Below are 25,015 nucleotides of genomic sequence, written 5' to 3'. Positions count from 1 at the left end.
GCAATCGTCTCAATTGCTTAGGCGTGACGTCTTTTCAGCGAGTGTGCGGCGTAGAGTTCCGCGACATTAAGATGTTCGCCGTTTGACGAGGCACCAGAAGCACCTCTTCGTTGGGAGCCACCATCACGACCCGCTGTTTCGACCCATAAACGCAATGCGGCACGCACGACTTCGCTTCCCGAAGCGTAATCACCGCTGTCGACGGCTTCACGCATCTTGGCTGCCTGCTCTGGGGAAATGGATACAGTTACCATTGGCATCGTGTCTCTCCCTATGTTGGCGGTTCGTCCTTCAACGATCATGTCGAAGCCTCACCGTCCCTGGCCGATTTAACCACCCGCTCCAGGCCATTTGTGAGCGGATTTAAGTGGTTATTATATTAGCACATACGTCATGCGCGCGGGAAGGAACGCCCGCCTTCGGTTAAGGTTCCAGACGAAACTTCGTTTCATGAAATGGGCTGCTGGCAATAAAAGCAACCGCGTAACCTGACGCCTCGCAGACTTTGTTCTGCTGCGAGCGGTGGTTGTCGTTTGGTAAGCGAATGCACTCGGTCATGCCTGCGACCTTTCCTGTGCCAGTTGGGGCAACCCTATCATATTCGCAGCAGTCGGCAAAACCTTTTGCAGGGCTGGGAATGACGCACGTCACACATTTACGTGTCGCATTTGTTGTTGATTGATCAGTCAATCAATAATAAATTGCCGCGCAAAGGAGACTGCTATGCCGAAACTTGGAATGGAGCCGCTGCGCAAAAAGGCGCTGATGGATGCCGCTCTGCGAGCCATCGGCCAGAACGGTTCGCTCAACGTCACCATGTCGGATATCGCCCGCGAGGCGGGTGTGTCGGCGGCTTTGGCGCACCATTATTTTGGCAGCAAGCAACAGCTTCTTCTGGAAACCATTCGCAGCCTGCTGCGCGCGCTTCGCCGGGATGCGATTACCGCCCTCGGGCAGGCGTCCGGCCCGCGAGCCAGGCTGAGCGCCATCGTCCGCGTCTCGTTCCAGAGCGACCAGTTTACCAATGAAACGGTTGCCGCATGGCTTGCATTCTATGTCGAGGCGCAGCGCTCTGAAGAGATGCGCCGCCTGCTGATTGCCTATACCCGCCGCCTGCGCTCCAATATCATGGACAGCCTCAACCGCCTCTGCCCGCCGGATGATGCGGCGCGGATTGCCGAAGGGGCGGCAGCGCTGATCGACGGTCTCTATATCAGACACAGCCTTCAAGCGGCCCCGCTCGGTCTTTCTGCGGCCCCCGCACTGGTCGAAAATTATTTCGACACCCAGCTCAAACCCTTTTCCGACGCTCCTTCTCGCGAAGGCAAGCCGTCCATCCGCATTCTCTGAGGACCTTTAGATGACATTGAAAGCCCAGCCCAAAGCCTCGCATTTCATCGATGGCGACTATGTCGAAGACACTGCGGGCACCGTATTCGAAAGCATCTATCCCGCGACCGGCGAAGTCGTGGCAAGGCTGCATGCCGCCACACCTGCCATCGTGGAGCGCGCAATCGCTTCCGCCAAGAAGGCGCAGAAGGAGTGGGCGGCGATGAGCCCCACCGCACGCGGGCGCATCCTGCGAAGAGCGGCGGATATTATGCGCGAGCGTAACCGCGAACTCTCGGAACTGGAAACGCTGGATACCGGCAAGCCCATTCAGGAAACCATCGTTGCTGACCCGACCTCCGGCGCCGACAGCTTCGAGTTCTTCGGCGGCATCGCACCGTCTGCGCTGAACGGCGATTACATTCCATTGGGCGGTGACTTCGCCTATACCAAGCGCGTGCCGCTCGGTGTCTGCGTCGGCATCGGCGCGTGGAACTACCCGCAGCAGATCGCCTGCTGGAAGGCCGCACCGGCGCTGGTGGCTGGCAACGCCATGGTCTTCAAACCGTCGGAAAACACGCCGCTGGGCGCACTCAAAATCGCGGAAATTCTGATAGAAGCCGGGCTTCCCAAGGGCCTCTTCAACGTCATTCAGGGCGACCGGGACACTGGCCCGCTGCTGGTCAACCACCCCGATGTCGCCAAGGTCTCGCTGACGGGTTCGGTTCCCACGGGTCGCAAGGTGGCCGCTGCCGCTGCCGGTCATCTGAAGCACGTCACCATGGAACTCGGCGGCAAGTCGCCGCTGATCGTGTTCGATGATGCCGATATCGAAAGTGCTGTCGGCGGGGCGATGCTCGGCAATTTCTACTCGTCCGGCCAGGTCTGCTCCAATGGCACCCGCGTGTTCGTCCAGCGCGGCGCAAAACAGCGGTTTCTCGAAAACCTCAAATCCCGCACCGATGCGATGGTAATCGGAGACCCGATGGACGAGGCAACGCAGATCGGCCCGCTGGTGTCCAAAGCCCAGCAGGAAAAGGTGTTGGCCCACATCGAAAAGGGCAAAGCCGAGGGCGCCACACTCATCACCGGCGGCGGCATTCCCAATCATGTGGCGGGCGAGGGCGCTTACGTGCAGCCCACCGTGTTTGCCGATGTAACGGACGGTATGACCATCGCACGCGAGGAAATCTTCGGGCCTGTGATGTGCGTGCTGGATTTCGATAACGAAGACGAGGTCATCGCCCGCGCCAACGCCACCGAATTCGGACTCGCAGGCGGCGTCTTCACCGCCGACATCAACCGCGCTCACCGGGTGGTGGACCAGCTGGAGGCGGGGACGTTGTGGATCAACACGTATAATTTGTGTCCTGTGGAGATGCCGTTTGGTGGGTCGAAACAGTCAGGGTTCGGGCGAGAGAATTCAGCGGCTGCGCTTAGTCATTATAGTGAATTGAAGACGGTTTATGTGGCGACGGGTAAGGTCGAGGCGCCGTATTGATTGGGTAGGCACCGCCGCTAAAAGGGGTAGGGGATCAGGGGCTCATCCTCGTCCTTCGAGGCCCGTTTCACGGGCGCCTCAGGATGAGGATGAGAGTAGGCGTTTCCGACCACGGGGACCACCGAGAGGGCGAAGGCTGGTGAAGCAGCCCTAAGTCCCTAAGTCCCTGAGGCATCGAAAGCAGCGCATGTTTTTTACGAAATAACACAACGTCTCTCCACCTCATCCTGAGGTGCCCGTGAAACGGGCCTCGAAGGACGAGGTGGCCACAGCAAAGAGCAACCACAATGCAAAACGCAGATTTCGTTATCGTCGGTTCGGGTTCCGCAGGCTCTGCCATGGCCTATCGCCTTTCGGAAGACGGCAAGTATTCCGTCCTCGTCATCGAGGCAGGCGGTTCGGATTTCGGCCCCTTCATCCAGATGCCCGCAGCACTCGCATGGCCGATGAGCATGAAGCGTTACAATTGGGGGTATTACTCGGAGCCCGAACCGAACCTCAACAACCGGCGCATCACCGCGCCGCGCGGCAAGGTGCTGGGGGGCTCATCCTCCATCAACGGTCTCGTCTATGTTCGCGGCCACGCGGAGGATTTCAACCGCTGGGAAGAGCTGGGTGCGCAGGGTTGGGCCTATGCGGATGTGCTGCCTTACTTCAAGCGCATGGAAACCAGCCATGGCGGCGAAGAGGGCTGGCGCGGAACCGATGGACCGCTTCATGTGCAGCGCGGGCCGGTCAAAAACCCGCTCTTTCATGCTTTCGTCAAAGCCGGTTCGCAGGCCGGTTTCGAACTAACCGATGACTATAACGGCTCCAAACAGGAGGGTTTCGGCCTGATGGAGCAGACCATCCACAATGGCCGCCGCTGGTCCGCCGCCAATGCCTATCTGCGGCCCGCCTTGAAACGCGGAAACGTGACGCTGGTGCAGGGTTTTGCGCGCAAGATCGTTATCGAAAACGGTCGCGCCACAGGCGTCGAGATCGAACGTCGGGGCAGAGTGGAAACCGTGCGCGCCACCCGCGAGGTCATCGTCGCGGCCTCATCCTTCAATTCTCCCAAGCTGCTGATGCTCTCTGGCATCGGCCCTGCCCAGCATTTGCAGGATATGGGCATCGAGGTGAAGGTCGACCGTCCCGGGGTAGGTGCCAATCTTCAGGACCACATGGAGTTCTATTTCCAGCAGGTCTCCACCAAGCCGGTGTCGCTGTATTCATGGCTGCCATGGTTCTGGCAGGGTGTCGCCGGTGCGCAATGGCTGGTGACGAAGGGCGGTCTGGGTGCCTCCAACCAGTTCGAGGCCTGCGCCTTCCTGCGGTCTGAACCCGGTCTGAAGCAGCCGGATATCCAGTTCCATTTCCTGCCCGTCGCCATTTCCTATGATGGCAAGGCGGCGGCGAAAAGCCATGGTTTTCAAGTCCATGTCGGCTTCAACCTGTCGAAATCGCGCGGCAATGTCACGCTGCGCTCGTCCGATCCGAAGGACGATCCGGTCATCCGCTTCAACTATATGAGCCACGCCGAAGACTGGGAAAAATTCCGCCATTGCGTTCGCCTGACGCGCGATATCTTCAGCCAGAAGGCATTCGATGACTATCGCGGTCCGGAAATCCAGCCGGGCGAGGGCGTGCAGTCGGACGACGCCATCGACGCTTTCCTGCGCGAGCATCTGGAAAGCGCCTACCACCCCTGCGGCACGTGCCGAATGGGCGACCGAGATGACCCGATGGCGGTGGTCGATCCCGAATGCCGTGTGATCGGCGTGGAGGCCTTACGCGTCGCCGACAGCTCGATCTTCCCGCATGTGACCTACGGCAACCTCAACGGCCCTTCGATCATGACGGGCGAGAAGGCGGCGGATCATATTCTGGGCAGACAGCCGCTTCCGCGCTCCAATCAGGAACCGTGGGTCAACCCACGTGCAGCAGTGAGCGACCGATAGAGGTCAGTGGTAATCATCTTCGCGCTGGTGGCGGATTGCGAGGATGGTGACGGTCTCTGCGTCCTCGATTTCGATAAGGGCAATATAGCCTGCCGAGCCAAAAGGTATCAAAAGTTCTCGGCGTCGCGCGTTGTCGCCAATGGTTTTACGCGTCGCAAAAGGAAATTCCTTGAGATTCTCTATGGTATTGATGATTTTATCGATGGCTTTTTCCGCTGTGGAAAAATCTTTTTCCAGAAGAAATTGATAGAGCCGCGTAATGTCGTCTCTGGCGGAAATCGTGTATCGAAGATTGAAACTCAACGGCCAAGCTCTGCCTTTTTAGCTGCAAGCATTGTCCGCAGTTCCGCATGAACTTCATCTGCTGAATAATAAATTCCTGTCCGTTGTGATTCTTCCAATGACGCAATCCCTCGCGCAATAAACTCCGCCTGCGATTTGCGAATTTCCACCTGCTTGCGAACCGCTGCTTCCATGAAAGCGGAGAGCGTCTCGCCTTCGTTTAAAACGCTTTCCGCCTTGTCGCGAAATTCCGGCTCAACGCGTAGGGAAGGCAACGTGGCAGTTTTTAAGGTTCGACTCATGGGCAATACCCCGCATTGCAATTGCGATGCGTGATCCTGCTCCTTTTCTAGCCAATTGTCAAAGATGCGGTTGAAATCGATGCCGGACGGGTCGATAACGGGGCTCTCCTGACACGTGTCAAATTCCCACCTCAAAATGTCTGGATCATCATGCCTGCCAAGTCCAAAAAGCTGAAAATGCTGCGTCGTACTCGTGTCGTCTGGGGATCGTGGCGCATCTGGAAGCCGCGGGCCGTGTTCTGGCTGGGTGCGCTGGCCGTCGGTGTCATCAGCGTCGTGTTTGCGATCTTGGCAGACCATGCCCAGCATCTTTTTTCTGCGGCGGTCTCGTCCGGACAATATACGTATCTGTTGCCTTTGGTGATCAGCCCCTTGGGGTTCATGCTGTGCACCTGGCTTGCTTTTTCATTTTTTCCCAATGCGCAGGGCAGCGGTATTCCGCAGGCCATTGCGGCGCGTCACTTTCATAACGATGAAGATCGATCCCGTCTTCTCTCGCTGAAGCTTGCCTTCGGCAAGATCGTGCTCACGGTCGCGGGTCTCCTTTCCGGGGCCTCGATTGGTCGTGAAGGCCCGACTGTACAGGTAGGAGCCTCGATCATGCTTCAGGCCGCACGCTGGGGCGGCATGGCGCAGGCCAGAGGTCTTATTCTTGCAGGTTCTGCCGCGGGCATCGCCGCCGCTTTCAACACGCCTTTGGCCGGTATCGTCTTTGCTATCGAGGAGATGGGCAAAGCCTACGAAACCCGCACCAACGGCATCGTGCTGACAGCCGTCATTCTCGCTGGTCTGTCATCGATCGGGCTCGTCGGCAGCTACAATTATTTCGGCACGAGTGCCATGATGGCGACCTCTGCCATCGATTGGCTGCTGGTGTTGATTTGCGGTCTTCTCGGAGGCGTGCTGGGTGCGCTGTTCAGTTCAACAGCGGTCAAAATCATGGCGCGCATTCGCCGCTGGAGCCACGTGCTGCCGCTGAAGCGCCTGTTGATCGTTGCCGCAACCTGCGGCCTGCTGTCCGCCATTATCGGTATCGTCTCGGGCGGCACGACCTATGGTACGGGTTACGAACAGGCCCGCGCCGCCATTGAAGGCCACGCTGCTCCTGCCATCTTCTTCATCGAAAAACTGCTGGCCACATTCCTCGCTATGCTCTCCGGCATCCCCGGCGGTTTTTTCGCGCCTTCGCTCTCGGTCGGCACCGCGCTTGGCAGCACGGTTGCGGATATGATCGGCGCCAGCATTGGCCTCGGTGCCATTCTCGGCATGGCTGGATATTTTTCCGGCGTCACGCAGGCACCTATGACGACATTTGTCATCATTCTCGAAATGACGGGAAATCACCGCTGCATGATCCCCATCATGGCAGCGTCCATGATCGGCTATCTGGCTTCGCGCATCATTATGCCGGAACAGTTTTATCACGGCATGGCGCGGGTGTTCGTCGCCAACGTCATTCGCTCACGGCGCGCGGAGCATGCGCCGGACCATTGACGAGTACTGGCGTCAGGCGCTGGTCGGCGGTCTCTCGGGGGCAGGCTCGAAAGAGTTGACGCCGAAATAACCGAGCCCGGGAATTTTGATGCCGGGGTTCATCACGTCGATGCCCGCAACGAGGCCTAAGAAGTTGACTTCGAAGCCGCTTCTGGCACCTGCCGAGATACCGAAGAAACCGCCAAGCGAAAGGCTTACATCCTTCCAGTCGTCGGCGACGTGCATGAACTCGCCATTGGGCAGGTAATCGCGACCCACGGCATCCGGCGGCAGAACAACGCCGAGTTCCGGCACGCTGCGCAGCACGTGGGCGACGAAGGTGTTGGAGTTGGGGCCGGGATAAATATGATATCCGCCCGCCTTGCCATAGGGATAGTCGGCAATGGCCTGCTGCACTTTCGGGATCAGCTTTTCGGCCTCTTCGCCATGCAGTTCCACCACCAGTCGCGGCATGTTGGAGTACCAATAGGCATCAGGAGCATAGGCGTTGCGGCGAATGGGGTTGCCCCAACCGACCTTGTCATAGCGCTCGTAGCTGTCCGCGCCCTGCGGCTTCATCACGATCCAGGCGTGGCTGGCGATCGAGCCTTTGAAGCCTCCGGTCATGGCGGAATAGACGTAGATGGCGGCGGGCTTGTCGGCGGGTGCCTGCGGCAAAATACCGGCGGAGGACCAGCGCGCATTGCGATAGCCGGTCGGATGTTCCTTCATGGCCCACAGGCCAGCCGAGGCCAGTGCGGGCAAGAGATAGATGATGAGAATGGCAAGCAGCAAACGTTTGGCAACTTTCAACGATGGGCCTCGTGCATCAATAAGAGAAGTTGGATAGAACAATCTCAATTTCGTATTTTTTGAGGCCGGACCCATGCACAACCCCGTTACCGTCGAAGTCACCAGAGGAAATCTCGTCGAAAGCCGCCATCGCGGCATGGCCGTGGTGGTGGATGGTGACGGCTCCGTCGTGTTTTCCGCTGGCGATGTGGAAGGTGGTGTGTTTCCGCGCTCCGCCTGCAAGGCGATGCAGGCGCTGCCACTCATCGAAAGCGGGGCTGCGGATGCCTATGGTTTTGGCAACCGTGAACTGGCCTTCGCCTGCGCCTCACATTCGGGTGAAGACGCCAATGCGCAGCTTGCTGCCGCCATGCTGGCAAAGGCGGGCAGGGACGTCGACACACTGGAATGCGGCGCGCACTGGTCTTCCGACCAGAAGACGATCATCCATCAGGCCCGCACGATGGATAAGCCCACGGCGCTTCACAACAATTGCTCCGGCAAACATTCCGGCTTCGTCTGCACCTGCGTCCATTCAGGCATGGAGACGAAGGGCTATGTCGGTTACGACCATCCCCTCCAAGTCGAGATACGCGCGACGATGGAAAGCCTCACCGGTGCCATGCTGGGTCATGACAATTGCGGTGTCGATGGCTGCTCCATCCCGACCTATGCGGTGCCGCTAAAGGGACTGGCCCATGGCTTTGCCAGAATGGCGACGGGGCAGGGGTTGGATGCAGGCCGCGCCAAAGCCTCCCGCCGTCTGATCGACGCCTGCATGGCGGAGCCGTTTTATGTGGCCGGCACGGGCCGCACCTGCACGCGGCTGATGGAACTCGCACCTGGCCAGATTTTCGCCAAGACTGGAGCGGAAGGCGTGTTCGTCGCAGCTTTGCCGCAACAGGGCATCGCCATGGCGGTGAAGTGCGAAGATGGCACCACACGTGCTGCCGAAGCGATGATTGCAGCGCTGCTGGCGCGACACTTCGACAAGGATAGCTCGGAGCGCCAAACACTTCTGGCCATGGCAAACCGTTCCATGAAAAACTGGAACGGCATCCATGTCGGCGATATCAGGGTGACGGAAGCCGTGGCTTAAGCGTTAGGCGGGCTCGGCGGTGCGCGCATCCCACATGCCCTTGAAGGCCGATCGCGCCTGGCAGCGTTCCAGCCAGGCGGTGACTGCGGGGTTGGCTTCGAACAGCGGCCCATGCGCCTGGGCGTATCGCACCACTTCTGCGGCATTGATATCCGCCACGCTGAAACGGTTGCCGACCAGATAATCGCTGCCGGACAGATGCTGTTCGAGAACCTTGAACGGGCGGCGCAGCATGCGGGCTGCAACCTCGATAACGGCCTGACCGGCGTCAGTGCTTGCAAGTCCTTCCGCTGCGGTCGAAGAAATCTTCAGCGCATTGGTCTCAATTTCGGTCGCGGCGAAGAACGACCATTGCATCATCTGTGCGTCTTCGTTGAGATCCGCTGGCGCAAGCGCCGTTCCATGCTTGCGCGCCAGATAGAGATTGATGGCCATGGATTCGTAAAGGACCATGCCGTCATCATCGATGCAGGGAATGGTGCCCATGGGATTGACCGCAAGATAGGATGGCGTCAGCGTGTTGACAGGCGCATCGGCAGCGAGCGGATCGCTGAGACGGCGTGCCTGAATAACCGGCACATGTTTGAACTCCAGTCCCAGTTCGCCCGCCAGCCACAATGTGCGCGTTGCGCGAGAGCGATAGACCCCATAGATCGTCAGCATTCCATGTCCCCTCAGATGTGTTGGTGGCGAGCCTATTGCCGCCGCGCGCAAAACAAAAGCGGGAATGTCACAGTGCCAATATTTTTTGACTATCTAACGCATCCTTGAATTGCATTTTCCATCAATTCAATTTATCAGCTCTGTAGCTTTGTTATTGTTAACTCGTGAATATATTCAAGATATATATTGGGTGTTATAGCTTATATTAATTGAGCATAAGTTATTATGCTCTATGGTGATATCCGCTGTACCAGGTCGAAAAGTATGGTTTCGGTTGCAAGATCAACAAGGTATGGAAAAGCTCGGCAGTATGAGGCTCTTGCGTAATGCGGGACGAAAATAGCGCTCGATCGTTCGACATGGTGGAAGTGAAGGATGCGTTCCTCACGAATGGCTTGTTGGACGTACGCCTGGCCTATCTGCTGGATAATATACCGGAGATGGTATTCCTGAAGGATGCCGCCGGATATTATACCTATATGAACGCAGCTGCGCTGGCGTCACTCGGTCATCCTCCAGATCACATTCGCGGTCGCAGGCTGACGATCTATGATATGGCGCCCTACGATGTGGCGCGGCGGCTGGACGAGATCGACCAGCGTATCCTGACGACGGGTGTCGGGATCTATGAGGCCGAAGAGCGCGTGGGCACCCAGGACGGGCAGGTGCGCTGGTTTTCGGGAACACGCATCCCCATGCGCAACGAGCAGGGCGAAATCATTGGTATCGCAGGGATTTCCCGAAACATCACGGCGGCCAAGTGGCAGGAAACGCTGCGGCGCAGCCATGCCTCGCTTCTGGAAATGATCGTTCACGGAGAGCCACTCGGCACCGTTCTTGACGCCATCGTCGGCACTGTTGAAAATATTCTCGACAACCTGTCCGGCTCCATTCTTTTCGTGGAGCAGAACCGCTTGCGCACCGCATCGGCACCCTCTTTGCACAAGACCTATACGTCGGTGATCGACGGGGTGGAGATCGGCCCGGATGTCGGTTCCTGCGGCACGGCGGCATGGCGTCGCGAGGCGGTCTATGTCAGCGACACTTATCACGATCCGCTTTGGAAAAACTTCGCCGAAGCTGCAATGCGCCACGGCCTGCGCTCCTGCTGGTCCACGCCCATCATCGGCAATGGCGGTGTGTTGCTGGGCACCTTCGCTCTCTATTCCGGCACTGTGCGCAAGCCTTCCCCACTCGAAATCGAAATCATCGACATGGCGACCAACATCGCGGGTATTGCCATAGACCAGCGCCGTGCCGAAGAGCGCGCGCACTTCATGGCGCATCACGACCCGCTGACCGGGCTCTACAACAGAAACCTGTTCTGGACCCAGTTCAGCCGCGCCATCCACGAGGCTAAGCGCGAAAACCGGCTGGTGGCGATCACCTATATCGATCTCGATAATTTCAAGCAGATCAACGATACGCACGGCCATGCCGTGGGCGATGCGGTCCTGCGCAACCTGGCGGACCGCATTTCAAGCTGCATCAGGGCGTCAGACATCGCGGTGCGTCTGGGTGGTGATGAGTTCGCTATCATTTTCAGCAACCCAAAGCATGACGAAGAGGGCATCCTGCGGCGTCTGGAAGCCATACGCCAACGCGCCGCAGAGCCGATTGAGTTGACGCAGGGCTGTCTCTCCGTCACCTGCTCGTCCGGCACGGCCTTCTATCCCTGCGATGGCGATACGCCGGAAGCGCTGCTGGCGAAAGCCGATGCCGCCATGTATGCGGCGAAGAAAGACGGGCGCAACAGCGTGCGCGTTTCCGATCAGTCCGCAGGCAGCGGCATCTGAGATCGTACCAGCCGTTATGCGTCGTCCGGCTTAGGTGTCGACATCAGCGCGACTGCATCCGGCGCAAGGCGTTTTTCGAAACGTCCGATGAAACGGTCGAACAGACGCGAGAAGTCTGCAACGTCCTGTTGCGGCCAGTCGCTGACGACGTCGCGGATGATACTGATCTTGGCGCTGCGCATTTCCGCCAGAATGCTGTGGCCGAGCGGCGTGATGTCGATGACGCTGCGGCGTCCGTCTTCCTGGGACGCCTCCCGTTTCAAAAGCCCTCTGCTGACCATTTCCGTCACCACGCGGCTGCCGCGCGACGGGTCGAGACGCATGGCATCGGCAATGGCACCCACTGTGGACGAGCCTTCGGCGCGGTTGACGATATCAAGCACATCGATATGCGAAAGCTCCAGCCCGGGGGCAAGCTTGGCGATGGCCATGCGGCCAATCACGCGCCGCCCGATCATCAGCCGCATACGCGTCATAGTGTGGCTGATATCCAGCACGTCATCGCGATCGGTGTTTTCACACTCTTTCGATAGTGATGCGTGCTCGTTCATATCCGCAATTCCCCTGAAAACTTTCACGCACCATAGCACAGACACAGAAATGTGCCATTGACATATATATGCGAAAGGCACATAAATTGTCCATCAAGCGTGAGACCTTTCCATGGATATGTCCGTTACGCCTGTGGCGCCCCTCGTAACGGATCGCCGTCGCAGGCTTGTTGTGTTCTCTTTTCTGATGTTGGCCATGTTCATGGCGACGCTCGACAACCAGATCGTATCGACGGCTTTGCCGACGATCGTGGGTGAGTTTGGCGCGCTGGAGCGATTCGGCTGGATCGGCTCTGCCTATCTCTTGGCGACCAGCGCCGTCATGCCTGTCTATGGCAAATTGGGCGATCTCTTCGGGCGCAAATACGTCATGATGGCCGCGATCGTCATCTTTACGCTGGGCTCGCTGGCCTGCGGGCTGGCATGGTCGATGGATTCTCTGATTGCCGCGCGCGTTCTGCAAGGTCTCGGCGGCGGCGGCATCATGGTGTCGATCTTCTCCGTCAACGCCGATCTGTTCGAGGCACGGGAGAGGGCGCGTTACCAGAGCTATTCTAGCCTCGTCATCATGGCGTCAGGCAGCGTCGGGCCAATCCTCGGCGGCACGATGAGCGATCTCTTCGGCTGGCGCTCGATCTTCCTCATCAACCTGCCCATCGGTGTCATAGTGCTGACGGGCCTCGCTTTCCTTCTGCCTTACCGTCGCCCGGAACGTCAGCCGAAGATCGATTATCTCGGCGCCGTGCTTCTGGCTCTGACGATTTCCAGCGTCGTGCTGTGGGCCGATAGTTCCCAGCTCTTCGGTTCGATCTTCGCCTGGAAAAGTCTCTGCATCGTCGCCTTTGCCACTGTTACCGCCTATCTGTGGGTGCAGGTGGAGCGCCGTGCGCCGGAACCCGTGGTGCCGCTGCGGCTGTTCAAGGACAGCACCTTTCCGCTGTTCATGGTCATTTCGCTGGTCAGCGGCGGTCTTGGCATCGGCATGGTCAACTATTACGCGCTGTTCCTGCAAACGACGACGGGCCTCTCTCCATCGTCTGCGGGTCTGTTCTTCATCGCCATCACCGGCGGCATCGTCATGGGGTCTTTGACGGCAGGCCGTCTGATCTCGATCACCGGTAGCTACAAGATATTCTCCGTCATCAGCCTCAGCATCGGTGTGGTTGCCATGCTGTCGCTTTCGCAGATGCATGCGGGCTCACCACTGTTCATCATCGCCATCATCATGTTTGCGCAGGGCCTCGGTGTTGGTCTTGGTCAGCAGGCACCGATCATTGCGGTGCAGAACTCGGCGCCTAGGGCGGATATCGGTGCGGCCAGCGGCGCGGTGTCGCTGACCCGCATGGGTGGCGCTGCCATTGCCATCTCCATCTACGGCGCTATCGTCTCGTCCTATCTGAAGGGCGTCTCCGTCGATATTCCGGGCGTCGGTAAGATACAGGAACTGACGCCGAAAATGCTGTCGGAACTGCCGGTCGCTTCGCAGAGTGCGGTTGCCAATCTCTATGCCGGTGCCTTCACGCCGCTGTTTTATGCAGCGGCTGCCACGGCGGCCATCGGCCTCGTTGCTGCCCTTGCACTGAAGAACAAGAAGCTGCCGGCAGCGGCCATCGAAAAGCCGGTTGCAGCGGTTGAGTAAGGCGAAGCGCTGAAAAGTTGCGGAGGGAGGAACGTGTTGCTTTGACAAACGTTTCTTCCATCCACGCCGCAATCGATAGCGCTTATGAAACCAGAGAAATTGCTCTATCCCACGCCAAAGGGGCTCTATTGCTCCGTCGGCGATTTTTATGTGGACCCTGTGCGCCCCGTGCCACGGGCGCTGATCACCCACGGCCATTCCGACCACGCCCGCGCCGGTCATGAGAAAGTTCTGGCCACCCGCCAGACTCTGGATATCATGCGCATTCGCTATGGCGAGGATTTCACCGGCAGTGAACAGGCTGTCGGCTTTGGTGAGACGGTAGAAATCAACGGCGTCACCGTGGGCTTTTATCCTGCCGGTCACGTACTCGGTTCGGCGCAAATCTCCATCGAACATGGCGGCACACGCATCGTTGCCTCGGGCGATTACAAGCGCGGCGTAGACGCCACATGCGCTTCTTTCGAACCGGTGCCCTGCGATGTCTTCATCACTGAGGCGACCTTCGGCTTGCCGGTTTTTCACCACCCCAAACCCAGCGTGGAAATCGGCAAGCTGCTGACCTCCATCCGGCAGTTTCCTGAGCGCACCCATCTCGTCGGGGCCTACTCTCTGGGCAAGGCACAGCGCGTGCTGCGACTATTGCGTGACAATGGATATTCCGAACCGGTTTACATTCATGGCGCGCTGGCCAAGCTGTGCGATTACTACGTGTCTCAGGGCATAGACCTTGGAGACCTTCGCCCCGCCACGCTGGAAAAGAGCAATCCCGCCCAGTTCAAAGGCGCCATCGTCGTCGGCCCACCCTCCGCCTTTCAGGAAAAATGGGCACGCCGCTTCAACGAACCACTGATCTCGTTTGCCTCGGGATGGATGATGGTGCGCCAGCGCGCCAAGCAGGGCGGCGTGGAATTGCCGCTGGTAATTTCCGACCATTGCGATTGGCCTGAATTGCTTGAGACCATCAAGGAGGTGGCGCCCTCGCAGGTCTGGGTAACACATGGCCGCGAGGAAGCGCTGGTGCGCTGGTGCGAGTTGCAGGGCATTCCGGCCCGGCCGCTACATTTGGTGGGTTATGAGGATGAGGGGGATTGATGGTGATGTTCGTTTCCCATGAAAGAACCCCTCCCCAACCCCTCCCCACAAGGGGGAGGGGCTTAACCCAGCCGAATGCTCGTCCGTTCGCTCAAGTTCATTCCTCACGACAGGGTTTCTCCCCCCTTGTGGGGGAGATGGCCGGCAGGCCAGAGGGGGTCTTGTCCCGCGAGGCCCACCCATGAAATCCTTCGCAACTCTCCTCGACCGCCTCGTCCTCACGCCCTCGCGCAACGGCAAGCTCAAACTGCTGACCGACTATTTCCGCGACACCCCGGACCCCGACCGCGGCTACGGCCTTGCCGCCATTGCAGGCACGTTAGACCTGAAGAGCGTCAAGCCTGCGATGCTGCGCGAGTTGGTGCTGGAGCGCATGGACGACGTGCTGTTCCGCTATTCCTACGATTACGTCGGTGATCTGGCCGAGACGATCTCGCTCGTCTGGGACACCAGCCAGAATGCCAACCCGCCAGAGGTCCAAGATCCCGGCCTTGGCGAAATCGTCGATCTAATTAACTCGCTGGGCCGAACGGAAGTGCGTTCCGCTGTGCGCGATCTCCTCGACCGGCTGGAAACCTCGTCGCGCTTTGCCTTCCTCAAGCTCGTCACCGGCGGCCTGCGCATCGGCGTGTCCGCCCGGCTGGCCCGTCAGGCGCTGGCGGATTTCGGCGGGCGGGATATCACCGAGATCGAAACGCTCTGGCACGGTCTGGAACCGCCCTATGAGCCCTTGTTTGCGTGGCTGGAGGGCAAGACAGAGCGGCCCGTCATCGCCACGCCCGCCATCTTTCACTCCGTCATGCTGTCCACGCCGGTGGGCGATAACGACCTGCAAAACCTTGACCCGCAGGATTTTGTTGCGGAGTGGAAGTGGGATGGCATCCGTGTGCAGCTGTCCCGCTCGGGCGAGACACGAAAGCTCTATTCCCGCTCTGGCGACGATATTTCCGGCGCATTTCCAGACGTTCTCGACAGAATCAACTTCGAAGGCGTTGTCGATGGGGAACTGCTGATTGGCGGCACAGCGCGCTCCAACAATGCGACCCGCACCTTTTCCGATCTCCAGCAGCGCCTGAACCGCAAGACCGTGACCGGCAAGATGCTGGAAGAATATCCCGCCTTCATCCGCGCCTACGACCTTCTGTTCGAGGGCGATGAGGACATTCGCGGCGAGGTCTTTCTCAAGCGACGAGAAAAGCTCACCCATCTCATCGAAAACGCCCCGCATGACCGGTTCGATATCTCGCCGCTGGTGCCCTTCGAAAGCTGGGATGAGTTGGAAACCCTGCGCAAGGCTCCGCCCGATCCCGTCATCGAAGGCGTCATGATCAAGCGCAAGGACAGCATCTATCAGGCAGGTCGCGCCAAGGGGCCGTGGTTCAAATGGAAACGCGATCCCTTCAACATCGATGCCGTGATGATGTACGCCCAGCGCGGCCACGGCAAACGCTCAAGCTATTACTCAGACTTCACCTTCGGTGTCTGGTCGGAAAATGAAGGGGCCGAACAACTGGTGCCCGTCGGCAAGGCCTATTTCGGCTTTACCGATGCCGAACTTGAGGTGCTCGACAAGTTCGTCCGCGACAACACCGTCGAGCGCTTCGGCCCCGTCCGCGCCGTTCGCGCCACTCCCACCTTCGGCTTTGTCCTCGAAGTCGCCTTCGAGGGTATAAATCGCTCCAACCGCCACAAATCCGGCGTAGCCATGCGCTTTCCCAGAATAGCCAGACTCCGCGCCGACAAGCTGCCATCGGAGGCCGACAGGCTTTCGACACTGATGGCGATGATCGACGAGAAGGAAAGCGGTTAGCTTACCCACCACTTTCGCGAAACAGTGAGTGGACAACTGAATTCTTGGGTGATGAAATTGATAACGTGCAACGCAGATCCTGGGTCATCGACATGACAGATAAACGGTCTTCATTTCCTAGCACCTCTTCCCCACGCAGCATGACGCGTCGTTCGCTTTTGGCAGGCGGGGCCGGACTCTCGCTGGCGGCTTTGTTGCCGGTGCCGGGCGGGGCGGCGTTGATGATGCCGGAAAGCCTGCCGCTCGAGGCGGGGGATTATGCGGATGCGCGCCGGAAGTTTCAGACTCATTTGCTGCGAAAGATTGCTGCGCCGGAGAAGTCCGGGCCGCTCGGTACGCCGCCGGGTGCGACGCGGGTGACCTATCCGGGTGGTCCCAACGGGTCGATCGAGCTTGTGGCGTGGATCTCGCAATATGAACCATCGCAAAAGCTGAAGCCTGCGGTGCTCTTCCTCCATGGTGGCAATGCCACGGGTGATGGGCACTGGGCCTTGATGAAGCCCTATTGGGATGCCGGTTTCGTGGTCCTGCTACCATCCTTCCGGGGCGAGAACGGCCAGAAGGGCAATTACTCCGGCTTCTATGACGAGACGTCGGACGCGTTGGCGGCGGCATCCTATCTGGAAAGCCTGCCGGGTATCGATCTCGACCGCCTGTTCATTGCCGGTCATTCCAATGGCGGAACGCTGTCTCTGCTCGCATCCATGACGCGGAAGTTCCGCGCCGCCGTGCCGATTTCAGCCGGGGTGAACTCCTGGCGCTACTTCAACCGTTATTCCGACGAACTGTGCTTCGATGAAAACAACCCGAAGGAATTCATCATGCGCTCCTCGGTCTGCTTTGGCCCCAGCCTGAAATGCCCGACACTTCTGTTGCGCGGCACCGAGGAGCGGCCTTTCGATGCCGACCACAAGCTTTTGATGGAGCGCGTGCGGTCTGCGGGCATGCAGATCGACAATATGCTGCTGAAAGGTACGCACAACGGCGTGGTGCCGGGTGCGGTGGTGGAAAGCATCCGTTTCTTCAATCAGTTCGCTTGACGCCGCCAAACTGACCGTTCCTCCAGCTTCGCGCCAGCCGGGGAGGGCATTGTCGTGAAAACGATGACTCCTGTGAAGCGGTGCAATGACAGCCCTATCCTTGAAAACCTGCCGTCGCCTTGTGTCTTTCGCGGCTCTTGCGGTCATGCCGCTTTTGAGCGGCTGCCTTTTCGTCACGGATACGAGCCGCATGAACCCTGATGTGTTCGTGCAGGAAACAGCGCCGGTCTTCAATTACAACAATGTCGGCTCCATTCCGCGTCAGCCGTTGCCGCCGACGCCGGGGTCGATCAACAGCCGTCCGCCGGATCTATTCCGCTCGCAGTTTCAGCAGCTTTACGGTCCGCCATCCACCGCCCGCCCGCCTGCATCGGGCCTGTCGCCAGCCTATAGCGGCCAGACGGTCGGTTATGGCTTGCCGGTGTCCAATCCGCTGCACCGCGCCATGTATGATCAGATCAGCGATGATGGTCACACACTGCCCGCCATTCCCTATTCCCGTGTCGATCCACGTTTCCTGCGGCAGGACGTGAGCTATCAGACACAGGAAGCGCCGGGTACGATCGTCGTCGATACCAAGCAGCATTTTCTCTATCTGGTTCAGCCGGGCGGGAAGGCCGTTCGCTACGGCGTTGGCCTCGGTCGTGATGGTTATGCCTGGGCCGGTCGCGGCAAGATACAGTGGAAAGCCAAATGGCCGCGCTGGACGCCGCCGGACGAGATGGTGCAGCGACAACCGGAACTGGCATCGATTTCCGCTGCCAACGGCGGCATGATTCCCGGTCTCAACAATCCGCTCGGTGCCCGGGCGCTTTACATTTTCAAGGACGGCAAGGACACGCTTTACCGCGTCCACGGCACGCCGGAATGGCAGTCAGTTGGCAAGGCAACATCGTCCGGTTGCGTGCGCATGCTCAATCAGGATGTCATCGATCTCTATGACCGCGTGCCGCAGGGCGCGCCGATTGTGGTTATCTGATCACTCACGCCAAGAATGCTCTGCTGAAACGGTCAGTGTTGCATCAGCGCAACTGGCCTTTAGTCATGTATTAACTACTATACCAATACGTGATTGATCGTGGAACAAACGACGTACAGCGAGATTGATGGATGGTTCCGGCAAACCCGCGCAATATCCGCCCCATTCGCTTCGATGTGAGAAAAACGGCCTTATGATGAGCACCGACACAGACTTTTCCAGACGTACCTTCCTTTCCCTTCTTGGCCTCTCCTCTGCATCGCTTTTGGCGGGTTGCGCGTCTTCCGGCGTCCGGCCTTACAACAGCGTTGAACCGGGTAGCCTTGCCAGCAATTTTGCGGGCGATTTCCGCTCCATGTTTGCAGGCGGCATTTCCGATGCCGAGCTGGCCGTCATGTACGGCACGGTGGAAGATGGCGGCTACGTCATCCCAGCCATTCCTTACCAGAAGATCGACCGCCGCTATTATCGCCAGCGCGTGGTTGACCCGACGGGCGAACCCGCAGGCACGATTGTTGTCGATACGCGCTCGCGCTTCCTTTACGTGGTCGAGCAGAACGGCTCCGCCATGCGCTACGGCGTCGGCATCGGCCGCGAAGGCTTTGCATGGTCGGGCGAGGGCGTTATCCAGTGGCGTCAGAAGTGGCCCAAGTGGACACCGCCAGACGAAATGGTTGCCCGTCAGCCGGAACTGGTCAAATTCTCCTCCAAAAACGGCGGCATGCCACCAGGCCTGAAAAACCCACTCGGTGCCCGCGCGCTCTATATCTTCCAGAACGGCAAGGACACGCTCTACCGTCTGCACGGCTCGCCAGAGTGGAACTCCATCGGCAAGGCAGTGTCTTCCGGCTGCGTGCGCCTGATGAACCAGGACATCATCGACCTCTACGACCGCGTGCCGAACAAGGCACGGGTTGTTGTTTGGCAGTAAGAATAAATCTGAGGGCGGCGTTGCGCTGCCCTCATTTCGTTAAATTGCAAACACCGATTTTAGACAGCCTCGGGCCTATCCCGATTCAATGGGTTGCAAATCCTCGCGGCAGGCTGACTTGCCGTTAACGAGGATCTTAATTTCTTTCTTGGCAGTGAATGTTCGACAACGATGCGCCAACTGCGGTCATTCGCGAAGGCTCGTCATGATTTCGGAGCTATCGACAACTTTTGCAAAATCGGATTTGAGATGGGCCATGGTGACATCAAAAATCGCGCGAGCAGATAGATTTTCATCAGGAAGGTCGAAGCCCACGACGGCATCGCGCAGCACGACCATTGTGAACCCAAGATCCGACCCAGCTCGAACTGTCGTGTTAACACAATAACCTGCAACGGCGCCCGTGACGATGAGAGTCTCTATACGATTGTCCCGGAGATAGTTTTCCATGTTGGTGGATGCAAAGGGAGATGATGTGCTTTTGATAAAAATGGGGTCCCCGTAAAGGGGCTCTACGCCTGGCATCACCACCTGTGCTGGTGCGCCTGGGTACATCGGCGATGCCGGATCGGGGTCGGCATGATGAACATGGATCACCGTCCCACCGTCCTTACGAAATTTCGCAGCAAGTGCAGCGATCTTGACGATGGCATCGCCATTGATATGATCCCGCCCGCCATCAAGGCGGTCCTGCACGTACATCTGCATATCAATGATAATAAGAGCTTTTTTCAAAATCCGTTCTCCGCTTTATTGACTCTATTCGGCCACAGAGCGCTTGTCTTCCGGTATGGGATATTGCTTTCCGTCGTAAACCAGACGCAGTGTCTGCGGCTTGCTGGTGACGGTCTTGTCTTTGCAGTCGTTGTCTTTTTCAACGAAGCTGGTCTTTGTCGATTTCGTTTCAATCACCGCTATGTCTGCGTAACCGTGGGTTTTGTTCGAGCTAATCGAAAGCGTGCTCTCGCTCGACTGAAACTCACCAGCGCAGTTCGTGTCCCATTCGCCCGCATTCTGTGAAACGACCAGACCATCGAGTACCGGGCGGAGCGAGCCCTTTTCGATGACGTACAGCCACAAGCCCACATCATCGTAAGGGTTTGGCCGCGAACTGCCGGTTGTCGATATGCGCAAGCCGAAGGCCGTCTGGTTTTGCGTTAACCGGTAACGCGCCGTGTCGAATTCGACTCCACTGATGCTTATGGCGTCGTCATTCATTCTGTCGGCAACAAGCAGGCGATGTTTGACCGCTAAACTGGCTGTGTCGATCACCAGAAGTTCGAGATCGCCCACGGTCCCGTCCTCATTTGTGGACTTGATCAGGGGCACTGCCACCAGCGTCAATTGAGGATTGGCCGGCCAGACACGGCATTTCACTGTGTGCGGCGTGTCAACAATAGTCTCGCCGTTGTTGATCTGGATGGTCGATTCGCCGAACCGGAATGTTGCCCCGTCCCGCTTGTGTGCGTCAGGATAGGCATTGCGGATTATGATCTCGGCCCTGGAGTCGCAATTCGAACGATCGCTTGCCTGCGCAGTGTTGAGTGCAAGGGAGCTCAGGGCAGCGGATAATAGGACAGCCCTGATAAATTGAGTAAACATTGGTGAGTTCCATGAGGCTTGGGCGTGCGCGTGACAGTATCGGGATCACGCCGTGTTTCAAACCTACTCCTTCACCAAATTTTCCTTCAGCGCATTCAACCGATCCCGCAGCTGCCCCAGCTCATCCAGACTACAGCCCGTTGCCTCACCAATCGAGCGCATGACATTGGCGGCCTTCTTTTTCAAATCCGCACCCTCTGGCGTCAGCGCAATCAGCACCTGACGCTCGTCCACCGTGCCGCGTTTGCGGGTAATGAGGCCTGCCTGTTCCAGCCGCTTCAACAGCGGGGAGAGTGTGCCTGAGTCCAGCCCCAGCATTTCGCCCAGCACTTTGACGGTGGCGGTTTCCTTTTCCCACAGCGCCATCATGACGAGATATTGTGGGTAGGTCAGACCCAGCGGTTCCAGCAGCGGTTTATAGGCGCGGTTGAACGCATGTGCTGCGCCGTACAGCGCAAAGCAGATTTGCAGGTCCAGCCTCAAAAGGCCTTCCATCGTTCCATCGTCCATCGTGGGGGCGTCCATTATGTGGGCTCCAAATGCGGCTGTGTAGGGAACAATTTATCCCGTCACTCGGTTCCTGCCCCATGCAACAAGCAATGCAATCTCCTCACCACCTATCGCAGGAAGAGAAATCATTCTCAATGTGCAAAATTATATTGCGCACAATTTAATTGTGAGCTATATGAATATCAACATCACGCAAAAGGAGCAGTGACATGGCAATTCTCTATACGACCAAGGCAAGTGCAACAGGCGGCCGCGCCGGTAATGCCAAATCGGAAGATGGCGTTCTCGACGTCACCCTGACGGTGCCGAAGGAATTGGGTGGCGACGGTGCAACGGGCACAAACCCCGAGCAGCTTTTTGCCGCTGGCTATTCCGCCTGCTTCCTCGGTGCGTTGAAGAACGTCGCTGGCAAGCAGAAGGTAAAGATTCCAGAAGACACGACAGTGACAGCCAGCGTTGGCGTCGGCCCGCGCGATGACGGCACCGGCTTCGGCATCGACGTGTCGCTCTCCGTCAACATTCCAGGCCTCGATAAGGAAACGGCAGAAGATCTGGTCAAGAAGGCGCATATCGTTTGCCCTTACTCCCACGCTCTTCGCACCTCCACAGAGGTTCCTGTTTCCGTAGCGTAACCTCGTCCCCCGCGATTTTACGACACGGTAAGGGCTGGCTTCAACGCCAGCCCTTCTTGCTTTCAGAAAGAAATTTGCTATATTCTTTCCAAGGAAAGGATATGCGCATGAATATCCAAGTCAAACCAGCGGTCGATCCGGCAGAGCAGGGCAGGGTCGTCACAAAGGCAGTGGTCTCTGCCGCAGAGCGACTGGGCCTGAATGCCGCCCGCGTTGCTGACGTGCTGGGCGTTTCTGCCCCCACCGTCTCGCGCATGAAGCGGCTTGATTTCGTTCTGGAGCCCGGCAGCAAGGCCTTCGAACTCGCCGTTCTGCTCATCCGCGTCTTCCGCTCGCTCGACGCAATCGTCGGTGGGGATGAGGCGGTTGCGCGCGCATGGATGCGAAACCACAACGAGACACTCGCCGCCGTACCGGCAGAAAAACTCACAACCATTACCGGATTGCTCGATGTCCTTGCCTATCTGGACGCCAGACGCGCTCCAATCTGAAAAGCGCGCCGTCTCGGGGCTTTATTGGCGGCTGGTGGAGGCGCAGCACCAGGTTTCGACCATGAAACTTGTCGATACGGTCGATGAGCAGTCTCTGCTGGAAGATATTCTCTAAGGCAGCAAGCGCCGCTTTCCACCTGAGTGTGCGGGGCTCGATTATCTTCTCGCCACACCCTTCCGCTATGATGCCGCCTACCCTTATGGTTCGCGTTTTCGCCGTGCGGGCTGGACCAAGGGCGTCTATTATGCGGCGGACAAGGTGGAAACGGCGCTGGCCGAAATGGCCTTCTATCGCCTGCTGTTTTACTCAGAATCCCCCGCCACGCCTTTGCCCGCCAATGCGGCTGAATACACCGCCTTTTCCGCCGAAATCACTACCCGTGCGGCAATCGATCTGACCACGCCGCCCCTCTCGGGCGACAAGGCGCTCTGGACGCACCCCACGGATTACGAACCGTGCCAAACGCTGGCCGATACGGCGCGCACGGGGGAGATAGAGGCCATCCTCTATCAGTCGGTGCGCGATTCCGAGGGTGGCCTGAACATCGCGCTTCTCACGCCGCGTGGCTTTGCCCGCAAGCAGCCGGTGGAGCGGGTGAGTTGGCGCATCCGCCTTGCGAAAACCGGCATACAGGCGCTGTGCGAATTTCCCATGCGGCGCATTGGGTTTGCGGTGGAGGATTTTGCGGGCGACCGGCGTATTGCGGCGTTGTTGCGGGGGTAGGGCGTCTACCCCAGATCCACAAGGTCCCGCCTCAACCGGTCCGCATCACCGCTTCCAATTTGCGCTTCCACCTCGCCATGCGTCCGCGTCCAGATGGGAACGGCGGAGGCCAGTACCGCCAATCCTTCCGGCGTGAGCTTCAACCGCTTGCCGCGCTTATCCCTCGGGTCCGGCTCGATGGACAGCAACCCGCGCTTTTCCAAGGGCTTTAACGCCGCCGTTAGTGTCGTGCGGTCCATGGCTAGAAGGTTCGCCACCGGCCCCATGGGCGGCGGTTCGGGGCGGTTGAGAGACATTAGCAGCGAAAATTGCCCATTCGTCAGTCCCACCGGCTTCAGCGCCATGTCGAAACGTCGTGCCAAGGCACGGGCGGCGCGCTGGGCGTGCAAGCACAGGCACGTATCGCGCACCAGAAGCGTCGTTGAAAAAGGAATCACCACTACATTTGACATAGGCAATATATGTTGATATCAACGTAAATAGTCAAGCAAAATCGTTTAGCCGGTGGGGTGGGGCGTCAGCCAAAACTAAACCGCGCAACGAGTGTTGCTTGTGCAGCTGTAAGATCGAAGGAGGATGAGATCATGCCGCATGCTGTCGTTTCCAAAGAAGAGTGGCTGGAGGCCCGCAAGGCGCTTCTTGCCCAGGAGAAGGAACTCACCCGCGCCCGTGACCGGTTGAACGAGGCCCGCCGCGCCCTGCCATGGGAGCCGGTGACAAAGGACTATATCTTCGACACCCCTTCCGGCCCGAAATCGCTTGGCGAGCTGTTCGGCACGTGCAGCCAGCTGATCGTCTACCACTTCATGCTGGCCCCGGATTGGGAGGAAGGCTGCGTCGGCTGCTCCTTCTTCGCCGACCACGTGGATGGGGCAATGGCGCATTTGAAAGCGGGCGACGCCGCCTTCGTGGCCGCATCCCGCGCGCCGCTGGACAAGATCGAGGCTTACAAGGCGCGAATGGGCTGGAAATTCCCCTGGGTGTCATCGCAGGACAGCGATTTCAATTACGACTATCAGGCCTCGTTCCGCGAAGAGGACGTCGCCTCCGGCACCATCACCTACAATTATACCGACATGCCCGCCATGGGCGACCTTAAGGACCTGCACGGTACCAGCGTCTTTGCGAAAGACGAAGATGGCAAGGTCTTCCACACCTATTCCACCTATGCCCGCGGCGCGGAGCAAACGCTGACGACGCTGATGCTGCTCGACCTCGTGCCCAAGGGCCGCAACGAGGAAGGCACCATGGATTGGGTGCGCCGTCACGATCAGTATGAGGATGCGCCGAAGGCCGCTAGCTGCTGCCACTAAACTCCGAGGAAGGAGAGACCAATGGAAAGCGCAACGCCGCAGAAGGAACACGCATTTCTGGAACGCCTCGTCGGAGACTGGGAGATGGTGTCCAGCACGGGCTATGAGGGCTACGACCCCGACGATTCCGAACAGCGGTTTACCGAAACCATACGCTCCATCGGCGGGCTCTGGATCGTCAGCGACGGCAAGGGCAAGATGCCGGATGGAACGCCGATGGAAGCGATCATCACGCTCGGCTTTGACCCCGCCAAAGGCCATTATGTCGGCTCGTGGATCGGCTCGATGATGACGACCCTCTGGGTCTACAAGGGCTGGCTGGAGCCCGATGGCAAGACTTTGGTGCTGGAAGCGCAGGGCCCGAAATTTGATGGCAGCGGCGAGATGGCCACCTATCATGACGTCATGACGTTGCACGATGATAATAGCCGCACCTTCTCCGGCAGCGTGTTGCAGCCGGACGGAAGCTTCAAACAATTCATGTCGTCGAAATTCCGCCGCGTCTAAAAAGGGAGAAAAAC

The 25,015-nt window shown here is 58.6% G+C and carries 26 protein-coding genes and 1 pseudogene; 17 read left to right on the top strand and 10 right to left on the bottom strand.

Annotated elements, in window-relative coordinates; translation table 11 throughout:
- Positions 1–17: 17 nt before the first annotated feature.
- Complete coding sequence (locus tag QRN55_RS12105) at positions 18–260, bottom strand: ribbon-helix-helix domain-containing protein (protein ID WP_112498379.1); 243 nt, start codon at positions 258–260, stop codon at positions 18–20.
- A gap of 463 nt (positions 261–723) precedes the next feature.
- On the opposite strand from QRN55_RS12105, the gene betI reads away from it, so the two are divergent.
- From betI to betA, 3 genes are all read left to right on the top strand, one after another.
- Entirely contained in the window at positions 724–1,350 is a 627-nt protein-coding gene (gene betI / locus QRN55_RS12100) for a transcriptional regulator BetI (protein WP_284776879.1), read from the top strand.
- A gap of 16 nt (positions 1,351–1,366) precedes the next feature.
- Positions 1,367–2,830, top strand: a complete 1,464-nt coding sequence (gene betB, locus QRN55_RS12095) for a betaine-aldehyde dehydrogenase (RefSeq protein WP_284777170.1) — start codon at positions 1,367–1,369, stop codon at positions 2,828–2,830.
- Between the two features lie 287 nt (positions 2,831–3,117).
- On the top strand, positions 3,118–4,770 hold the full coding sequence (betA, locus tag QRN55_RS12090; RefSeq protein WP_284776878.1) for a choline dehydrogenase: 1,653 nt from the start codon (positions 3,118–3,120) through the stop codon (positions 4,768–4,770).
- Positions 4,771–4,773: 3 nt separating this feature from the next.
- Here the strand turns inward: betA and QRN55_RS12085 are convergent, their stop codons facing one another.
- Positions 4,774–5,073, bottom strand: a complete 300-nt coding sequence (locus QRN55_RS12085; RefSeq protein ID WP_284776877.1) for a type II toxin-antitoxin system RelE/ParE family toxin — start codon at positions 5,071–5,073, stop codon at positions 4,774–4,776.
- On the bottom strand, positions 5,070–5,354 hold the full coding sequence (locus QRN55_RS12080) for a YlcI/YnfO family protein (RefSeq protein WP_284776876.1): 285 nt from the start codon (positions 5,352–5,354) through the stop codon (positions 5,070–5,072). The genes QRN55_RS12085 and QRN55_RS12080 overlap by 4 nt, the downstream gene beginning before the upstream one ends.
- A gap of 150 nt (positions 5,355–5,504) precedes the next feature.
- On the opposite strand from QRN55_RS12080, the gene QRN55_RS12075 reads away from it, so the two are divergent.
- Positions 5,505–6,848, top strand: coding sequence for a chloride channel protein (locus tag QRN55_RS12075; RefSeq protein ID WP_284776875.1), 1,344 nt, complete (start codon positions 5,505–5,507; stop codon positions 6,846–6,848).
- A gap of 12 nt (positions 6,849–6,860) precedes the next feature.
- Here the strand turns inward: QRN55_RS12075 and QRN55_RS12070 are convergent, their stop codons facing one another.
- Positions 6,861–7,640: a DUF3750 domain-containing protein gene (locus QRN55_RS12070; protein ID WP_284776874.1), complete on the bottom strand. Its 780-nt coding sequence runs from the start codon at positions 7,638–7,640 to the stop codon at positions 6,861–6,863.
- 73 nt (positions 7,641–7,713) lie between these two features.
- On the opposite strand from QRN55_RS12070, the gene QRN55_RS12065 reads away from it, so the two are divergent.
- Positions 7,714–8,718, top strand: coding sequence for an asparaginase (locus QRN55_RS12065; protein ID WP_284776873.1), 1,005 nt, complete (start codon positions 7,714–7,716; stop codon positions 8,716–8,718).
- 3 nt (positions 8,719–8,721) lie between these two features.
- On the opposite strand, the gene QRN55_RS12060 is transcribed toward QRN55_RS12065, so the two are convergent.
- Positions 8,722–9,381: a glutathione S-transferase family protein gene (locus tag QRN55_RS12060; protein ID WP_284776872.1), complete on the bottom strand. Its 660-nt coding sequence runs from the start codon at positions 9,379–9,381 to the stop codon at positions 8,722–8,724.
- Positions 9,382–9,707: 326 nt separating this feature from the next.
- Here QRN55_RS12060 and QRN55_RS12055 point away from each other — a divergent pair, with 326 nt between their 5' ends.
- Entirely contained in the window at positions 9,708–11,177 is a 1,470-nt protein-coding gene (locus tag QRN55_RS12055) for a sensor domain-containing protein (RefSeq protein WP_284776871.1), read from the top strand.
- A gap of 14 nt (positions 11,178–11,191) precedes the next feature.
- On the opposite strand, the gene QRN55_RS12050 is transcribed toward QRN55_RS12055, so the two are convergent.
- Positions 11,192–11,653, bottom strand: a complete 462-nt coding sequence (locus QRN55_RS12050) for a MarR family winged helix-turn-helix transcriptional regulator (RefSeq protein ID WP_502871323.1) — start codon at positions 11,651–11,653, stop codon at positions 11,192–11,194.
- A 187-nt stretch (positions 11,654–11,840) separates the two neighbouring features.
- On the opposite strand from QRN55_RS12050, the gene QRN55_RS12045 reads away from it, so the two are divergent.
- The 6 genes from QRN55_RS12045 to QRN55_RS12020 all read left to right on the top strand — a co-directional run bounded on the left by QRN55_RS12045 (position 11,841) and on the right by QRN55_RS12020 (position 19,222).
- Complete coding sequence (locus tag QRN55_RS12045) at positions 11,841–13,367, top strand: MDR family MFS transporter (protein ID WP_284776869.1); 1,527 nt, start codon at positions 11,841–11,843, stop codon at positions 13,365–13,367.
- 84 nt (positions 13,368–13,451) lie between these two features.
- Positions 13,452–14,462, top strand: a complete 1,011-nt coding sequence (locus QRN55_RS12040; RefSeq protein WP_284776868.1) for a ligase-associated DNA damage response exonuclease — start codon at positions 13,452–13,454, stop codon at positions 14,460–14,462.
- Between the two features lie 181 nt (positions 14,463–14,643).
- Positions 14,644–16,272, top strand: coding sequence for a cisplatin damage response ATP-dependent DNA ligase (locus QRN55_RS12035; RefSeq protein WP_284776867.1), 1,629 nt, complete (start codon positions 14,644–14,646; stop codon positions 16,270–16,272).
- Positions 16,273–16,364: 92 nt separating this feature from the next.
- Positions 16,365–17,312 carry an alpha/beta hydrolase family protein gene (locus tag QRN55_RS12030; protein WP_233122795.1) on the top strand — a complete coding sequence of 316 codons (948 nt, stop codon included), beginning with the start codon at positions 16,365–16,367 and terminating at the stop codon, positions 17,310–17,312.
- Positions 17,313–17,397: 85 nt separating this feature from the next.
- On the top strand, positions 17,398–18,291 hold the full coding sequence (locus tag QRN55_RS12025; protein ID WP_284776866.1) for a L,D-transpeptidase: 894 nt from the start codon (positions 17,398–17,400) through the stop codon (positions 18,289–18,291).
- A 193-nt stretch (positions 18,292–18,484) separates the two neighbouring features.
- Complete coding sequence (locus QRN55_RS12020) at positions 18,485–19,222, top strand: L,D-transpeptidase (protein ID WP_111840681.1); 738 nt, start codon at positions 18,485–18,487, stop codon at positions 19,220–19,222.
- Between the two features lie 186 nt (positions 19,223–19,408).
- On the opposite strand, the gene QRN55_RS12015 is transcribed toward QRN55_RS12020, so the two are convergent.
- The 3 genes from QRN55_RS12015 to QRN55_RS12005 form a co-directional block, all read right to left on the bottom strand.
- Positions 19,409–19,957, bottom strand: a complete 549-nt coding sequence (locus QRN55_RS12015) for an isochorismatase family protein (RefSeq protein WP_284776865.1) — start codon at positions 19,955–19,957, stop codon at positions 19,409–19,411.
- 24 nt (positions 19,958–19,981) lie between these two features.
- Complete coding sequence (locus QRN55_RS12010) at positions 19,982–20,824, bottom strand: PA3715 family protein (protein ID WP_284776864.1); 843 nt, start codon at positions 20,822–20,824, stop codon at positions 19,982–19,984.
- Between the two features lie 63 nt (positions 20,825–20,887).
- On the bottom strand, positions 20,888–21,349 hold the full coding sequence (locus QRN55_RS12005) for a MarR family winged helix-turn-helix transcriptional regulator (protein ID WP_065699593.1): 462 nt from the start codon (positions 21,347–21,349) through the stop codon (positions 20,888–20,890).
- 194 nt (positions 21,350–21,543) lie between these two features.
- Here QRN55_RS12005 and QRN55_RS12000 point away from each other — a divergent pair, with 194 nt between their 5' ends.
- From QRN55_RS12000 to QRN55_RS11990, 3 genes and pseudogenes are all read left to right on the top strand, one after another.
- Positions 21,544–21,966 (top strand): organic hydroperoxide resistance protein, encoded by a 423-nt coding sequence (locus tag QRN55_RS12000; RefSeq protein WP_284776863.1) that lies wholly within the window; start codon positions 21,544–21,546, stop codon positions 21,964–21,966.
- A gap of 107 nt (positions 21,967–22,073) precedes the next feature.
- Complete coding sequence (locus tag QRN55_RS11995; RefSeq protein WP_065699591.1) at positions 22,074–22,457, top strand: MbcA/ParS/Xre antitoxin family protein; 384 nt, start codon at positions 22,074–22,076, stop codon at positions 22,455–22,457.
- Positions 22,417–23,181 (top strand): annotated as a pseudogene (locus QRN55_RS11990) (RES family NAD+ phosphorylase). The gene QRN55_RS11995 and the pseudogene QRN55_RS11990 overlap by 41 nt, the downstream one beginning before the upstream one ends.
- A gap of 5 nt (positions 23,182–23,186) precedes the next feature.
- Here the strand turns inward: QRN55_RS11990 and QRN55_RS11985 are convergent.
- Complete coding sequence (locus QRN55_RS11985; protein ID WP_173996307.1) at positions 23,187–23,633, bottom strand: MarR family winged helix-turn-helix transcriptional regulator; 447 nt, start codon at positions 23,631–23,633, stop codon at positions 23,187–23,189.
- A gap of 132 nt (positions 23,634–23,765) precedes the next feature.
- Between QRN55_RS11985 and QRN55_RS11980 the strand changes: the two genes are divergently transcribed.
- Both QRN55_RS11980 and QRN55_RS11975 read left to right on the top strand, forming a co-directional pair.
- Positions 23,766–24,494, top strand: coding sequence for a DUF899 domain-containing protein (locus QRN55_RS11980; RefSeq protein WP_284776862.1), 729 nt, complete (start codon positions 23,766–23,768; stop codon positions 24,492–24,494).
- Between the two features lie 21 nt (positions 24,495–24,515).
- On the top strand, positions 24,516–25,001 hold the full coding sequence (locus QRN55_RS11975) for a DUF1579 domain-containing protein (RefSeq protein WP_284776861.1): 486 nt from the start codon (positions 24,516–24,518) through the stop codon (positions 24,999–25,001).
- Positions 25,002–25,015: the final 14 nt, after the last annotated feature.

This window comes from Agrobacterium sp. lyk4-40-TYG-31, from assembly GCF_030209855.1.
GTDB classification, from domain to species: domain Bacteria; phylum Pseudomonadota; class Alphaproteobacteria; order Rhizobiales; family Rhizobiaceae; genus Agrobacterium; species Agrobacterium vaccinii.
This window is presented reverse-complemented; position numbering and strand designations above follow the sequence as displayed.